The sequence below is a fragment of the Aeromonas sp. FDAARGOS 1409 genome (assembly GCF_019048705.1).
GTDB lineage: Bacteria > Pseudomonadota > Gammaproteobacteria > Enterobacterales > Aeromonadaceae > Aeromonas > Aeromonas sanarellii.
This window is the reverse complement of record NZ_CP077395.1, coordinates 3,217,814-3,233,359: the sequence shown is the minus strand read 5'-3', so window position 1 is coordinate 3,233,359 and position 15,546 is coordinate 3,217,814. Positions and strand designations below refer to the sequence as shown.

At 60.6% G+C, this 15,546-nt stretch carries 13 protein-coding genes; 4 read left to right on the top strand and 9 right to left on the bottom strand.

Annotation, left to right across the window (positions count from 1 at the left end):
* Positions 1-14 precede the first annotated feature (14 nt).
* On the top strand, positions 15-2,297 hold the full coding sequence (gene pflB / locus I6L39_RS15235; RefSeq protein WP_277856965.1) for a formate C-acetyltransferase: 2,283 nt from the start codon (positions 15-17) through the stop codon (positions 2,295-2,297).
* 288 nt (positions 2,298-2,585) lie between these two features.
* On the opposite strand, the gene I6L39_RS15230 is transcribed toward pflB, so the two are convergent.
* Positions 2,586-3,020, bottom strand: a complete 435-nt coding sequence (locus tag I6L39_RS15230; protein WP_202040812.1) for a YcgN family cysteine cluster protein — start codon at positions 3,018-3,020, stop codon at positions 2,586-2,588.
* Positions 3,021-3,362: 342 nt separating this feature from the next.
* Here I6L39_RS15230 and I6L39_RS15225 point away from each other — a divergent pair, with 342 nt between their 5' ends.
* Positions 3,363-3,575: a hypothetical protein gene (locus I6L39_RS15225; RefSeq protein WP_157005320.1), complete on the top strand. Its 213-nt coding sequence runs from the start codon at positions 3,363-3,365 to the stop codon at positions 3,573-3,575.
* Between the two features lie 226 nt (positions 3,576-3,801).
* Here I6L39_RS15225 and sucD read toward each other — a convergent pair whose 3' ends face one another.
* From sucD to sdhC, 8 genes are all read right to left on the bottom strand, one after another.
* Positions 3,802-4,674, bottom strand: a complete 873-nt coding sequence (gene sucD / locus I6L39_RS15220; RefSeq protein ID WP_005300222.1) for a succinate--CoA ligase subunit alpha — start codon at positions 4,672-4,674, stop codon at positions 3,802-3,804.
* Entirely contained in the window at positions 4,674-5,840 is a 1,167-nt protein-coding gene (sucC, locus tag I6L39_RS15215; protein WP_042075444.1) for an ADP-forming succinate--CoA ligase subunit beta, read from the bottom strand. Before sucC ends, sucD begins: the two co-directional genes overlap by 1 nt.
* A gap of 104 nt (positions 5,841-5,944) precedes the next feature.
* On the bottom strand, positions 5,945-7,135 hold the full coding sequence (gene odhB, locus I6L39_RS15210) for a 2-oxoglutarate dehydrogenase complex dihydrolipoyllysine-residue succinyltransferase (protein WP_042075442.1): 1,191 nt from the start codon (positions 7,133-7,135) through the stop codon (positions 5,945-5,947).
* Between the two features lie 87 nt (positions 7,136-7,222).
* Positions 7,223-10,033, bottom strand: coding sequence for a 2-oxoglutarate dehydrogenase E1 component (sucA, locus tag I6L39_RS15205; RefSeq protein WP_209791999.1), 2,811 nt, complete (start codon positions 10,031-10,033; stop codon positions 7,223-7,225).
* 118 nt (positions 10,034-10,151) lie between these two features.
* The gene (locus tag I6L39_RS15200; protein WP_042075439.1) at positions 10,152-10,868 is read right to left on the bottom strand and encodes a succinate dehydrogenase iron-sulfur subunit; all 717 of its coding nucleotides are present in this window, start codon (positions 10,866-10,868) and stop codon (positions 10,152-10,154) included.
* Between the two features lie 16 nt (positions 10,869-10,884).
* Positions 10,885-12,651: a succinate dehydrogenase flavoprotein subunit gene (gene sdhA, locus I6L39_RS15195; RefSeq protein ID WP_042075436.1), complete on the bottom strand. Its 1,767-nt coding sequence runs from the start codon at positions 12,649-12,651 to the stop codon at positions 10,885-10,887.
* A 1-nt stretch (position 12,652) separates the two neighbouring features.
* Entirely contained in the window at positions 12,653-12,997 is a 345-nt protein-coding gene (sdhD, locus tag I6L39_RS15190; RefSeq protein ID WP_042075434.1) for a succinate dehydrogenase, hydrophobic membrane anchor protein, read from the bottom strand.
* Positions 12,991-13,380: a succinate dehydrogenase cytochrome b556 subunit gene (gene sdhC, locus I6L39_RS15185; RefSeq protein WP_042075432.1), complete on the bottom strand. Its 390-nt coding sequence runs from the start codon at positions 13,378-13,380 to the stop codon at positions 12,991-12,993. The genes sdhD and sdhC overlap by 7 nt, the downstream gene beginning before the upstream one ends.
* Positions 13,381-13,803: 423 nt before the next feature.
* On the opposite strand from sdhC, the gene I6L39_RS15180 reads away from it, so the two are divergent.
* The gene (locus I6L39_RS15180; protein WP_216990121.1) at positions 13,804-15,090 is read left to right on the top strand and encodes a citrate synthase; all 1,287 of its coding nucleotides are present in this window, start codon (positions 13,804-13,806) and stop codon (positions 15,088-15,090) included.
* 96 nt (positions 15,091-15,186) lie between these two features.
* The gene (locus tag I6L39_RS15175; RefSeq protein ID WP_042075428.1) at positions 15,187-15,501 is read left to right on the top strand and encodes a DUF4377 domain-containing protein; all 315 of its coding nucleotides are present in this window, start codon (positions 15,187-15,189) and stop codon (positions 15,499-15,501) included.
* Positions 15,502-15,546 lie beyond the last annotated feature (45 nt).

Genomic DNA, 15,546 nt, shown 5'->3' with positions numbered 1-15,546 from the left:
GAGAGGTAATGAAAATGGCAGAACTTAACGAACAGTTCCAAAAAGCATGGGAAGGCTTCGCAGCCGGTGAATGGCAGACCTCTGTCAACACCCGTGACTTCATCCAGAAGAACTACACCCCGTATGAAGGTGACGAGTCCTTCCTGGCTGGTGCGACCGAAGCCACCACCAAGCTGTGGGACAAGGTCATGGAAGGCATCAAGATCGAGAACCGCACTCACGCGCCGGTCGATTTTGATACCGACCTGCCCTCCACCATTACCGCTCACGATGCCGGCTATATCGACCAGAGCCTGGAGCAGATCGTCGGTCTGCAGACTGACAAGCCGCTCAAGCGCGCCATCATCGCCAACGGCGGTATCAAGATGGTCAAGACCTCTTGCGAAGTGTACGGTCGCCAGCTTGACCCCATGGTCGAGAAGATCTTCACCGAGTACCGCAAGACTCACAACCAGGGCGTGTTTGACGTTTACACCAAAGACATCCTGAACTGCCGCAAGTCCGGCGTCATCACCGGTCTGCCGGATGCCTACGGCCGTGGCCGTATCATCGGTGACTACCGTCGTGTTGCCCTGTATGGTATCGACTTCCTGATGGCCGACAAACTGGCCCAGTTCAAGTCCCTGCAGGCCGACCTGGAAAACGGTGTCAACCTGGAAGCCACCATCCGTCTGCGCGAAGAGATCTCCGAGCAGCACCGTGCCCTGGCACAGATGAAGGTGATGGCTGCCAAGTACGGTTGCGATATCTCCGTACCGGCCAAAAACGCCAAAGAAGCCGTCCAGTGGACCTACTTCGCCTACCTGGCAGCAGTCAAGTCCCAGAACGGTGCCGCCATGTCCTTCGGTCGTACCTCCAGCTTCCTGGACATCTACATCGAGCGTGATCTGAAGAAAGGCCTGATCACCGAGCAAGAAGCCCAGGAGCTGATGGACCACATGGTCATGAAGCTGCGTATGGTTCGCTTCCTGCGTACCCCGGAATACGATTCACTGTTCTCCGGCGACCCGATGTGGGCTACCGAGACCCTGGCTGGTATGGGCGTTGATGGCCGTACCCTGGTCACCAAGAACAGCTTCCGTATGCTGAACACCCTGTACACCATGGGCCCGTCCCCCGAGCCGAACCTGACCATCCTGTGGTCCGAGAAGCTGCCGGTCGGTTTCAAGAAGTACTGCGCCAAGGTATCCATCGAGACCTCTTCCGTTCAGTACGAGAACGACGACCTGATGCGTCCGGACTTCAACAACGATGACTACGCCATCGCGTGCTGTGTGTCCCCGATGATCGTCGGCAAACAGATGCAGTTCTTCGGTGCCCGTGCCAACCTGGCCAAGACCATGCTGTATGCAATCAACGGTGGTATGGACGAGAAGCTCAAGATCCAGGTCGGTCCGAAGACCGAAATGGTCACCTCCGAGTACCTCGACTACAACGACGTGATGGACAGACTGGATCACTTCATGGACTGGCTGGCCAAGCAATACGTCGCCGCGCTGAACATCATCCACTACATGCACGACAAGTACAGCTACGAAGCCTCTCTGATGGCGCTGCACGACCGTGACGTCTATCGCACCATGGCCTGTGGTATCGCCGGTCTGTCCGTAGCCGCTGACTCCCTGTCTGCCATCAAGTATGCCAAGGTCAAGCCGGTACGTGATGCCGATGGCGTCTCCATCGACTTCGAGATCGAAGGCGAGTACCCGCAGTTCGGCAACAACGACGCTCGCGTCGATGACATCGCCTGCGACCTGGTCGAGCGCTTCATGAAGAAGATTCAGAAGCTCAACACCTACCGCGGCGCCGTGGCGACCCAGTCCGTGCTGACCATCACCTCCAACGTGGTGTACGGCAAGAAGACAGGTAACACCCCGGATGGTCGTCGCGCCGGTGCGCCGTTCGGCCCGGGTGCCAACCCGATGCACGGTCGTGATCAGAAGGGTGCCGTTGCTTCCCTGACTTCCGTTGCCAAGCTGCCGTTCGCCTACGCCAAAGATGGTATCTCCTATACCTTCTCCATCGTGCCGAATGCCCTGGGCAAAGACATGGAAGCCCAGAAAGCCAACCTGGCCGGCCTGATGGATGGTTACTTCCACCACGAAGCCAACCTGGAAGGTGGTCAGCACCTGAACGTCAACGTGATGAACCGTGAAATGCTGCTGGACGCCATGGAAAACCCGGAGAAATATCCGCAGTTGACCATCCGCGTATCCGGTTATGCCGTTCGCTTCAACTCCTTGACCAAGGAACAACAGCAAGACGTCATCACCCGTACCTTCACCGCCTCTCTGTAATAGAGTCTCGGTGAACAAAAACCGGCGCCCAGGCGCCGGTTTTTTTATGCCTGCTCACCCTGGCCTGCCGACTAGGAGGCTGAGAGGCATCTGTTCTTTTATCCCTTCCCCATTATCAAGGGGAGGCAGGGAGGAAGCTGCCTTTCACTCAGCCACGGGATGCTGCGAGGACCAGGATGAGAGTCACAACCCTGTTCGTCGTCGTGACCACTGAATGCCACAGGGGCAGAAGAGTCTCCTCCCCTGCCCCTGTGGCAAATAGATGCTGTGGATGACCTGAGCAGCCGCTTAGCTGGCCCAGGTGATGATATGGTCGGCCCAGTCACCGGCATAGGCTTCGTGCACCACCTTGCCGCGTACCGACTGGCCGGCCTGGTGCATGGCGCTGCGGTTGCCGGTGATGAGCGGATGCCACTCGGGCAGGCTCTGCCCTTCCGCCAGCAGGCGGTAGGCGCAGGTCGAAGGCAACCAGTTGAACTCGGCGATCTTGTCGTGGGTGATCTGCAGGCAGTCCGGCTCTTTTTTGAAGCGGTTGACGTAGTCGGAGCACTGGCAGGTCTTGGTATTGAGCAGGTTGCAGGCCACGTTGGTGAACACCAGCTCCTCGGTGTCCTCGTCGATCAGCTTGTTCAGGCAGCACTTGCCGCAGCCGTCGCACAGGGACTCCCACTCGGCCATGGTCATCTGCTGCAGGGTCTTTTCCTGCCAAAAAGGAGTTTGCATAGAAGGCTCGCTAAATACACTGACAAGCGCGTGGTTATACGCCCTATGGCCCGATTTTTCAAGGCAGAGGGTCAAGCCCAACACCCATCGGCACTAAGCCTGCGCAGGCTGGGTTGACCGGCGCCGACATCCAAAGTGGTACAATGGATCCACCTTTAATCATTTCATCGCATTTTTTGGCAAATTTGCCATGACGTTCTTGCCGTTGATTTCATAAGAGATCCCCATCAGCAAGCCTCAAACGACTAGGGTTAGTGTCACCGCGGGTGCATTGTGACCCCTCAACAGGAACTAAACTGATAACTCGAAGTCCAGCCCATTAGCTGGACAGAGGACGTTGTCATGAAAACGTTGAAACTTGCATTGCTGATAGCGGCATCGCTATTGCTCACGTCCTGCTCCTCCTCGGTGATCCCGGGAGAAGCACCCGCAGCTGGAGGTGCCCTCCCATCAGGAGGAATGGAGCCTGCTTACGGCAAGGGAGGAGGTCGCAACAACTTTGCCGCCACCATGCCGCAGCATGGTCAGCAGGACATCTCTGTTTTAACCGAATAAGTGCACAGCCCTGGCCGCTTCCCCGGGGCCTCTTCCACCCGCACTTCAGGCAATGATCCATCGAACCGGCGTTTGCACTCTCATTCCGGCCCCATGCAGGTCGAGCTCCACCGATAGAACGAGGCATGATATCTGTTGGCACCCAGCGGCATGGAAACCCAGGACCATAAAAAATGCCGGCCCCAGGGCCGGCATTTTTCTCTCGGTGAGAATGGGCTAGAACATCTTACCAGCCGGTCACTTCACGCAGGGCCTTGCCGATATCGGCAAGCGACCGTACGGTTTTCACGCCGGCATCTTCCAAGGCGGCAAATTTCTCGGCCGCTGTGCCCTTGCCACCGGCGATGATGGCGCCCGCATGACCCATGCGCTTGCCAGCCGGGGCTGTGACACCCGCGATGTAGGAGACCACCGGCTTGGTGACGTGGGCCTTGATGTAGGCAGCCGCGTCTTCCTCGGCGTTGCCGCCGATCTCGCCGATCATCACGATGGCTTCGGTCTGCGGATCGTTCTGGAACATCTCGAGGATGTCGATGAAGTTGGAGCCCGGGATGGGGTCGCCACCGATACCGACGCAGGTGGACTGGCCGAAACCCTCGTCCGTGGTCTGCTTGACCGCTTCATAGGTCAGGGTGCCGGAGCGGGAGACGATGCCCACCTTGCCCGGCTTGTGGATGTGGCCGGGCATGATGCCGATCTTGCACTCACCCGGGGTGATGACGCCCGGGCAGTTCGGCCCGATCATGCGCACGCCGGTTTCCTGCAGTTTCACCTTGACGTCCAGCATGTCCAGGGTCGGGATGCCTTCGGTGATGGTGACGATGAGCTTGATGCCGGCATCGATGGCTTCCAGGATGGCGTCCTTGCAGAACGGGGCCGGAACATAGATGACGGAGGCGGTGGCGCCGGTGGCTTCCACGGCGTCACGGACGGTGTTGAACACCGGCAGGCCCAGGTGGGTGGTGCCACCCTTGCCCGGGGAGACGCCACCGACCATCTGGGTACCGTAGGCGATGGCCTGCTCGGAGTGGAAGGTACCCTGACCGCCGGTAAAGCCCTGGCAGATCACCTTGGTGTCTTTGTTGATCAGAACGCTCATTATTTGGCCTCCGCTGCTTTTACCACTTGCTGAGCTGCGTCAGTCAGACTCGTTGCGGCGATGATATTGAGGCCGCTGTCGGCCAGTTTACGGGCACCCAGTTCGGCATTGTTGCCTTCCAGACGCACCACCACGGGCACCTTCACCCCCACTTCCTTCACAGCACCTATGATGCCTTCCGCGATCATGTCGCAGCGCACGATGCCGCCGAAGATGTTGACCAGCACGGCTTGTACCTTGCTGTCGGACAGGATGATCTTGAAAGCCTCGGTCACGCGCTCCTTGGTGGCGCCGCCGCCGACGTCCAGGAAGTTGGCCGGTGAGCCGCCGTGCAGGTTGACGATGTCCATGGTACCCATGGCCAGGCCCGCGCCGTTGACCATGCAGCCGATGTTGCCGTCGAGCGCCACATAGTTCAGCTCCCACTGGGCGGCGTGCGCTTCGCGGGGGTCATCCTGGGACGGATCGTGCATCTCGCGCAGCTTGGGCTGGCGATACAGGGCGTTGGCGTCGATGTTGATCTTGCCGTCCAGGCAGTGCAGGTTGCCCTTGTCGGTGATGACCAGGGGGTTGATCTCCAGCAGGGCGAAGTCGCAGTCCAGGAACATCTGGCCCAGACCCATGAAGATCTTGGTGAACTGCTTGATCTGATCTCCGACCAGACCCAGCTTGAAGGCCAGCTCACGGGCCTGATAGGGCTGCGGGCCTACCAGGGGATCGATGGCGGCCTTGTGAATGAGTTCCGGGGTTTCGTGGGCGACTTTCTCGATCTCCACGCCACCTTCGGTGGAGGCCATGAAGACCACGCGGCGAGAGCCACGGTCAACCACGGCGCCCAGGTAGAGCTCCTTGGCGATGTCGGTGCAGGATTCAACCAGGATCTTGGTGACAGGCTGACCGTTGGCGTCAGTCTGGTAGGTCACCAGGTTTTTGCCGAGCCAAGCTTGCGCGAAGGCGCGGATCTCGTCCTTGCTCTTGGCCAGCTTGACGCCACCCGCCTTGCCGCGGCCACCGGCGTGGACCTGGCACTTGACGACCCAGGTGTTGCCGCCAATCTTGTCGGCCGCTTCGGCCGCTTCCTGCGGGGTAGCGCAGGCATAACCTTCGGAGACCGGCAGGCCATACTCGGCAAACAGCTGTTTTGCCTGATATTCATGCAGATTCATAGATGCTCTATCCGTGTTGTAGGTATTTCCGTCCGGGGCTCGTGTTTCTCAATCCCCTGTGAATGGGGGCCTGGGCGGCCCCTCGTTATCTTTCAGTCAGTTGCTCAGACATCCAGCAGCAGACGGGTCGGATCTTCCAGCAGCTCCTTGACGGAGACCAGGAAGCCCACGGACTCGCGGCCGTCGATGATGCGGTGATCGTAGGAGAGCGCCAGGTACATCATCGGCAGGATCTCGACCTTGCCGTCGACGGCCATGGGACGGTCCTGGATCTTGTGCATGCCCAGAATGGCGCTCTGGGGCGGGTTGATGATGGGAGTGGACATCAGGGAGCCGAACACGCCACCGTTGGTGATGGTGAAGTTGCCGCCGGTCAGTTCGTCCACGGTCAGCTTGCCGTCACGGCCCTTGCCGGCCAGATCCTTGATGGCCTTCTCGATGTCCGCCAGGCTCATGCTGTCGCAGTCGCGCAGCACCGGGGTCACCAGACCGCGGGGGGTGGAGACGGCGATGCTGACGTCGAAGTAGTTGTGGTAGACGATGTCGTCACCGTCCAGCGCCGCGTTCACTTCCGGGTAGCGCTTGAGGGATTCGACCACCGCCTTCACATAGAAGGACATGAAGCCGAGCTTGATGCCGTGCTTCTTCTCGAAGATCTCGCCGTACTGCTTGCGCAGCTTCATGATGGGCGCCATGTTGATCTCGTTGAAGGTCGTCAGCATGGCGGTGGTGTTCTTGGCCTCCAGCAGACGCTCGGCGATGCGCTTGCGCAGACGGGTCATGGGCACGCGCTTCTCGGTGCGACCGGCCAGGGGGGCAATGGGCGCAACCGGTGCGGCTGCCACGGCGGCGACGGGGGCTGCCGGCTTGCCCAGGTTCTTGATGAAGGCTTCCACGTCTTCCTTGGTGACGCGACCGCCCTTGCCGGTACCGGTCAGCTTGGCCACGTCGATGTCGTGCTCGGCCACCAGACGGCGCACGGAGGGGCTCAACCCCTCGCCGGCGTCATCGGCCACGGCCTCCACCGGCTTCTCCTTGGTCTCTTCGCCGGCCACGGGGGCAGGCTTGAGCATGGCGATCAGCTGACGGGAGAGCACGGTGGCCCCTTCGCTCTGCAGGATGTCGCCCAGCACGCCGGCTTCCGGCGCGGGCACTTCCAGCACGACTTTATCGGTTTCGATGTCAACCAGCACTTCGTCGCGGGCAACCAGATCACCCGGTTTCTTGTGCCAGGTCGCGATGGTGGCATCCGCCACGGATTCCGGCAGGTCCGGTACCTTGATCTCGATAGTCATGTAATCAGTTCCTTGTTACTTCTTGGCCAGCAGGCTTGTTCCAGGTCAGAGAGGGTCCCGACACGGGCCCCCTCATCCGCAACTCGTTTATTCCAGGGTCAGCGCGTCTTCCACCAGGGCTTTCTGCTGCTTGGCGTGGACGGACATGTAACCGACGGCCGGTGAGGCCGAGGCCGGGCGACCGGCGTAACGCAGACGGGCATGGCTTGGCAGCACGCTGTCGTAGTGATGACGGGTGCTGTACCAGGCGCCCTGGTTCTGCGGCTCTTCCTGACACCAGACGAAGTCGGTGACATGGCTGTAGTCGGCCAGGATGGTGCGCACTTCCTCTTCCGGGAAGGGATAGAGCTGCTCGATCCGCACCAGGGCCACGTCCTGCTGCTCCGCCTTGCGACGGGCATCGAGCAGGTCGTAGTAGACCTTGCCGGAGCAGAACACCACGCGCTTGACGCCCTTCGGATCCAACGCATCGATCTCGCCGATGGCGTTCTGGAAGGTGCCTTGTGCCAGCTCTTCGAGCTTGCTCACCGCCAGCGGGTGGCGCAGCAGGGATTTCGGCGTCATCACGATGAGCGGACGGCGCATGGGGCGCACCACCTGGCGACGCAGCATGTGGAACACCTGCGCCGGGGTGGAGGGCACGCACACCTGCATGTTGTGCTGGGCGCACATCTGCAGATAGCGCTCCAGACGGGCGGAGGAGTGCTCCGGGCCCTGGCCCTCGTAGCCGTGGGGCAGCAGCATGGTCAGGCCGCACATCCGGCCCCACTTCTGCTCGCCGGAGGAGAGGAACTGGTCCACCACGACCTGGGCGCAGTTGGCGAAGTCGCCGAACTGGGCTTCCCAGATGGTGAGGCCTGCCGGCTCCGCGCTGGCGTAGCCATATTCAAACGCCAACACAGCGTTCTCGGTCAGCACGGAGTCGTAGATCTCGAACGGACCCTGCTCGTCGTGCAGGTTGCACAGCGGGGTGTAGGTGCTGGCATCGGTCTGGCTGTGCAGCACGGCGTGACGGTGGAAGAAGGTGCCACGGCCGGAGTCTTCGCCGGTGAAGCGAATGCGGGACCCCTTGTCCACCAGGGTGGCGTAGGCCAGGGTCTCGGCAAAGCCCCAGTCCACCAGCTTCTCGCCGGCGGCCATCAGGCGGCGGTCTTCGTAGATCTTCTCGACCTGGCGCTGCAGCACATGGGTGGCCGGGTACTGGCTGATGCGCTCGCCCAGGGCCTTCAAGTGATCCATGGGCACTGTGCTGTCATAGGCCATGGCCCAGTCGTGACCCAGATACGGGGTCCAGTCCACGGAGTGCAGCTCCATGGGGCGCCACTCCTTGCTCACCCGCTCGCCCCGATCCAGGGTGTCGCGATAGTCGTTCACCAGGGTGGTGGCCAGCTCCGGCGTGATGCTGCCTTCGGCGATCAGCTGATCGGCGTAGATCTTGCGCGGGGTCGGGTGCTGCTTGATCTTCTGGTACATCAGGGGCTGGGTCGCGCTCGGCTCGTCGGCCTCGTTGTGGCCGTGACGACGGTAGCAGACCAGCTCGATCACCACGTCGCGCTTGAAGGTGTTGCGATAATCCAGGGCAATCTGGGTCACCAGCACCACGGCTTCCGGGTCGTCCCCGTTGACGTGCAGCACAGGCGCCTGCACCGCCTTGGCGATGTCGGTGCAATATTCGGTGGAGCGCAGGTCACGCTGATAGGAGGTGGTGAAGCCCACCTGGTTGTTGATGACGATGCGCACAGTCCCGCCCACGCCATAGGCACGGGTCTGGGACATGTTGAAGGTCTCGGCCACTACCCCCTGCCCCGCGATGGCGGAGTCGCCGTGGATGGTGATGGGCAGGACACTGGAGCCGTCCTTGTCGCCGCGTCTGTCCATGCGGGCACGCACGGAGCCGATGACCACGGGGTTGACGATCTCGAGGTGGGACGGGTTGAAGGCGAGCGCCAGGTGGACGTTGCCACCCGGGGTGGCGAAGTCGGAGGAGAAGCCCATGTGGTACTTCACGTCCCCGGTGCCCCAGGATTCCCCGTGCTTGCCGGCAAACTCGTCAAACAGGTCCTGGGCGCGCTTGCCCAGCACGTTGATCAGCACGTTCAGGCGACCGCGGTGGGCCATGCCGATGACGGCCTCCTTGCAGCCCTGCTCACCGGCGCGGCGAATGAGCTCTTTGAGCATGGGCACCATGGCATCGCCCCCTTCCAGGGAGAAACGCTTGGCCCCAGGGAACTTGGCACCCAGGTATTTTTCCAGCCCTTCGGCGGCGGTCAGGCTCTCGAGGAAGCGGGTCTTCTCCTCGATGCTGTAGCTGCCCTTCCCTTCGATGGATTCGAGCCTGTCCTGCAGCCAGCGCTTCTCCTCGGTGGAGGTGAGGTGCATGTAGTCGGCACCTATGCTGCTGCAGTAGGTCTTCTTGAGCGAGGCGTAGAGTTCGGAGAGCACCATGGTCTCGCGACCGATGGCGTAGGAGCCCACGTTGAAGGTGGCCTCCATGTCGGCCCCCTGCAGGTTGTGAAACGCGGGATCGAGCTCGGCGACCGGTTCGCGCTGCCACAGACCCAGGGGATCCAGATTGGCATTCTGATGGCCACGGAAACGGAAGGCGTTGATCAGTTGCAGTACGCGGACCTGCTTGGCATCCACCTGGGGATCGGAGACGGGGGCGCTGTAACGGGAGGGTTCCTTGGCCAGGCGGCGGAAATAGTCGCGGACCTGGGAGTGGGGTTGTTCGACTGCATGTCCATTGACCTGGGGCAGCGCCTGGAACAGGCTGCGCCACTCGTCGGCCACGGAGTCGGGGTTTTCCAGGAAGGATTCGTACAAATCCTCAATGTAGCTTGCATTCGCACCAGCCAGGTGAGATGACTCCAACCAGGCCTTCATCACGCCGTTATGCATTTCTATCCCTTGTACATCTTGTTCACTGCAGCGCAGCTTGTAGGGTCATAGCCATCCCACCAGGGACGGGATGGCTATCCAGAGGTCGGGCCCGGCGCGTGGCGCCCTGGCCCTGATACTAAACAGCCCGGTTGAGCAGCATCGACTTGATCTGACCGATGGCCTTGGTCGGATTCAAGCCCTTGGGACAGACGTTCACGCAGTTCATGATGCCGTGGCAGCGGAACACGCTGAAGGCGTCGTCCAGGTTGCCCAGTCGCTCGGTCGCGGCGGTGTCGCGGCTGTCTGCCAGCCAGCGATAGGCGGCGAGCAGACCGGCCGGACCGATGAACTTGTCCGGGTTCCACCAGAAGGAGGGGCAAGAGGTGGAGCAGCAGGCACAGAGAATGCACTCGTACAGGCCGTCCAGCTTGGCGCGCTCTTCGGGGGATTGCAGGTGCTCACGCACGGGCGGCAGTTTGTCATCGTTGATGAGGAAGGGTTTGACCTTCTCCCACTGGGTGTAGAACTGGGTCATGTCGATCACCAGATCCCGGATCACCGGCAGACCGGGCAAGGGCCGGATGACGACCTTGTTGCCCTTCTTCAGCAGATCGGAGAGCGGGGTGATACAGGCAAGACCGTTCTTGCCATTCATGTTGAGACCGTCTGATCCACAGACCCCTTCGCGGCAGGAGCGGCGGAAGGCGAGCGTGGGATCCAGCTCCTTGAGCTGGATCAGTGCGTCGAGCACCATCATGTCGGAACCTTCAGGAATATCAAGACGATATTCCTTCATATGCGGGACGTTATCAACGTCCGGATTGTATCTGTAGACAGAGAATGTGACGTTCATTGTGCTGGCTCCGCAATCAGTAAGTCCGGACCTTGGGCGGGAACGCCTCACGGGTCTTGGGTGACATGTTGACAGCGCGACGGGTCATGGACTCGGTGTCCGGATGATAGAGGCTGTGGCACAGCCAGTTTTCGTCGTCGCGATCCGGGAAGTCGAAGCGGCAGTGGGCGCCCCGGCTCTCGGTGCGGAAGTTCGCCGCCACCGCGGTGGCAAACGCCGTTTCCATCAGGTTGTCCAGCTCCAGGCACTCGATGCGCTGGGTGTTGAACTCCCTGGAGGTGTCGTCCAGACGGGCGGACTTGAGGCGCTCGCGAATGACCTTGAGCTCCTCGAGCCCTTCGGCCATGGCATCCCCTTCACGGAACACGGAGAAGTTGTTCTGCATGCAGCGCTGCAGGTCCTTGCGGATCTGCACCGGATCTTCGCCGCTGCGGGTATTTTCCCAGCGGTTGAAGCGGGCCAGGGCGGCATCAAGATCAGACTCGGAGGCATCGCGACCGTGATCCATCTCACCCAGGGTGTTGACCAGGTGCATGCCGGCGGCACGACCGAACACCACCAGATCCAGCAGGGAGTTGCCGCCGAGGCGGTTGGCACCGTGCACGGACACGCAGGCGATCTCCCCTACCGCGAACAGACCGACCACCGGCACGTCGTTGCCGTTCTTGTCCTGGGTCAGGCACTGGCCGTTCACGTTGGTCGGCACGCCGCCCATCATGTAGTGGCAGGTCGGGATGATGGGGATGGGTTCCTTGACCGGATCCACGTGGGCAAAGGTGCGAGAGAGCTCGCAGATGCCCGGCAGGCGGGATTCGAGTACGTCCTTGCCCAGGTGATCCAGCTTGAGCTTGATGTGCGGGCCCCACGGACCGTCGCAGCCGCGGCCTTCGCGGATCTCGATCATGATGGAGCGGGCCACCACGTCGCGACCGGCGAGATCCTTGGCGTTCGGCGCATAACGCTCCATGAAGCGCTCGCCGTCCTTGTTCAGCAGGTAGCCGCCTTCCCCGCGGCACCCTTCGGTCACCAGCACCCCTGCCCCGGCGATGCCGGTGGGATGGAACTGCCACATCTCCATGTCCTGCACGCCGACCCCGGCACGCAGCGCCATGCCGACGCCGTCACCTGTGTTGATGTGGGCGTTGGTGGTGGACTGATAGATGCGACCGGCGCCGCCGGTGGCGAGCACCGTGGCCTTGGCCTTGAAGTAGACGACCTCGCCGCTCTCCATGTCGATGGCGGTGCAACCCACCACGTGGCCGTCCTGGTTCTTCACCAGATCCAGGGCATACCACTCGGAGAAGACGGTGGTCTGGTTCTTGACGTTCTGCTGATAAAGCGTGTGCAGCAGGGCGTGGCCGGTACGGTCGGCCGCCGCCGCGGTACGGGCGGCCTGCTCACCGCCGAAGTTCTTGGACTGACCGCCGAAGGGACGCTGGTAGACGGTACCGTTGTCAAAACGGGAGAAGGGCAGGCCCATGTTCTCCAGTTCATAGATGGCCTCGGGGCCGGTCTTGCACATGTACTCGATGGCTTCCTGATCACCGATGTAATCGGAGCCCTTGACGGTGTCGTACATGTGCCACTGCCAGTTGTCGTCGTGGGCATTGCCCAGGGCGACCGTGATCCCGCCCTGGGCGGAGACCGTGTGGGAACGAGTCGGGAAAACCTTGGAAAGCAGTGCGCAGCTCTTGCCGGATTGGGCAATCTGCAGCGCGGCGCGCATGCCGGCACCACCGGCACCGATCACGACCGCATCAAATTCACGAGTTGGAATAGTCACCTTACACACCCCACAGCACGACGAAACCCGTCATCACATAGACAAACAGCACCACCACCAGCACGAACTGCAGCGCACCGCGCAGCCCGACCGGCTTGATATAGTCGGTCAGCACCTGCCACAGACCGATCCAGGCGTGGATCAATACGCACAGGAGCGTCAGCAGGGTAAAGACCTTGGTGAAGGTGTTGGCGAAGAAGCCGGTCCACACCTCGTAGGTGATGTCGTTGAACGCGACGAAACCCACCAGATAGAGGACGTAGCACGTCATGATGAGGGCGGTAGCGCGGATCAGAATGTAATCGTGAACGCCGCTGCGCCCGAAAGTTGCAGAATTGGTTACCATACCAGCACCCCCGCCAATACCGCCAAAACCGCGGTGATCACGAAGGCCACGCGGGCGCTCTGATTACCGGATTCCAGCTCTTCCCAATAGCCCATGTCCATGACCAGGTGACGCAGACCGCCCACGATGTGGTAGGCCAGCGCGGTCAGGATCCCCCACAGCACGAACTTGACTAGGACGTTGTCCATGATGGCAACGACAGATTCAAATCCTTCGGGAGAGGCGAGTGAAGTACCAAGCATCCACAGCAAGATGGCCAATGCCACAAAGGTGATGACCCCTGAGACACGGTGCAAGATGGAAGCGATGGCGGTGACAGGAAAGCTGATCGTCTGTAGGTCGAGGTTTACAGGTCTCTGTTTGTTTTTCACGGCTTTGCCCACTCAGCTCCATTGAGCACGTTAGTTATTGTTTTCACACGCTTTGAGGGCTAGGAGTGGCATTTGTTAGGTTTTTGTTACCAAAACAACTCAGGAAAGCCAAAAATAACATTTTAGATATCACATCTGGCTTTGCGAAAGCGTTTCAAACACCGACGACCATCACCCACGTGGCGCAGTATATCGGCGGCCTTAACCAATGACAATCAAATAGCTACACAGAAAATCCAAAACCGTAAACCAGATCCCACAACAGCTTTAACAAGTCATTAATGATCCTCCAGCAAAATTGACAAAGCTGTGGTTCTCTGGTTCAAATAGGGCGCTCCAGCCGCCGTGGTACGGGTAAGAACCTTTGCCAGCGTCATGAAAGTCGTAATAAAGTAGGGCTGGAACCAAATTATAAAAGAGCAAAGGAGACGTGCTATGGCTGATAAGATAGCCACCTTACATCTGCCCGGAAAAGAGCCGGTTGAACTACCGATCCTGTCCGGTACCGTTGGACCCGATGTGATCGATGTCAGAAAGCTGGGCGCGCAAGGGTACTTCACCTTCGACCCCGGCTTCATGGCCACCGGTTCTTGCAAATCCTCCATCACCTACATCGATGGCGACCAGGGTGTCTTGCTGCACCGCGGTTACCCCATCGCCCAGTTGGCCACCCAGGCCAGCTACCTCGAAGTCTGCTACATCCTGCTGTACGGCGAAGCCCCCACCAAGACCCAATACGCGGAGTTTGAGCGTCTGGTGACTCGCCACACCATGGTGCACGAGCAGATCGCCTTCTTCTTCCGTGGCTTCCGTCGCGACGCACACCCCATGGCCGTCATGTGCGGTGTGGTCAGCGCGCTGTCCGCCTTCTATCACGATGCCCTCGACATCAACAACGAGGAGCATCGCGAGATCTGTGCCTTCCGTCTGCTCTCCAAGATGCCGACCCTGGCCGCCATGTGTTACAAGTACTCCATCGGCCAGCCCTTCATGCAGCCGCGCAACGCCCTCTCCTATGCAGGCAACTTCCTGCACATGATGTTTGGCGTGCCGACCGAAGAGTACAAGGTCAACCCCATCGTCGAACGCGCCATGGACCGCATCTTCACCCTGCACGCGGATCATGAGCAGAACGCCTCCACCTCCACCGTGCGTCTGGCCGGCTCCTCCGGTGCCAACCCGTTCGCCTGTATCGCCGCGGGGATCGCCTCCCTGTGGGGTCCGGCCCACGGCGGTGCCAACGAAGCCTGCCTCAAGATGCTCGAGGAGATTGGCTCCGTGGATCGCATCCCCGAGTACATCGCCAAGGCCAAGGACAAGAACGACCCCTTCCGCCTGATGGGCTTCGGCCACCGGGTCTACAAGAACCACGACCCCCGTGCCACCGTGATGCGCGAAACCTGCCACGAGGTACTGACCGAGCTGCAGATCAAGGATCCGCTGCTGGACGTGGCCATGGAGCTGGAGCGCATCGCGCTGTCCGACCCCTACTTCATCGAGAAGAAGCTCTACCCGAACGTGGACTTCTACTCCGGCATCATCATGAAGGCCATCGGCATCCCCATGTCCATGTTCACCGTGATCTTCGCCATCTCCCGTACCATCGGCTGGATTGCCCACTGGAACGAGATGCACTCCGACCCGGACCAGAAGATCGGCCGCCCGCGCCAGCTCTACACCGGTCTGCCGCAGCGCGAGTTCACCCCGCTCGACCAACGCTGATCCGGCGTACCGACATGGTTTGTTACAAAGGCGGTCATTGACCGCCTTTTTATTTGCCGCTTTAATCGCGCCCTTTCGCACCAAGGAGAGACCCTGATGAAAGCCCCCCTGCTACTCTGTTCCACCCTGTTGCTCAGCGCCTGCCAGAGCACCCCGACCACCGAGACCCTCTATGTCCAGGACAAACTCGCCGACTGCATCGGTGTCGCCCCCATGAAATGCATGCAGGTGCGCGGCCAGCCCGGCGAGAGCTGGAGCCTCTTCTATCAGCAGATCGAGGGCTTCACCTTCGAGCCCGGCTACCGTTATCAGCTGGAAGTCACCAAGGAGCAGCTGACCGATGTGCCGGCGGATGCCTCCTCTCTGCGCTACCGACTGATCAAGGTGGTGAGCAAGGAAGCCGTTCGCTGAACCTATAAGGGCGTCATATAAACCATTCCGATTCAACTAATCAGC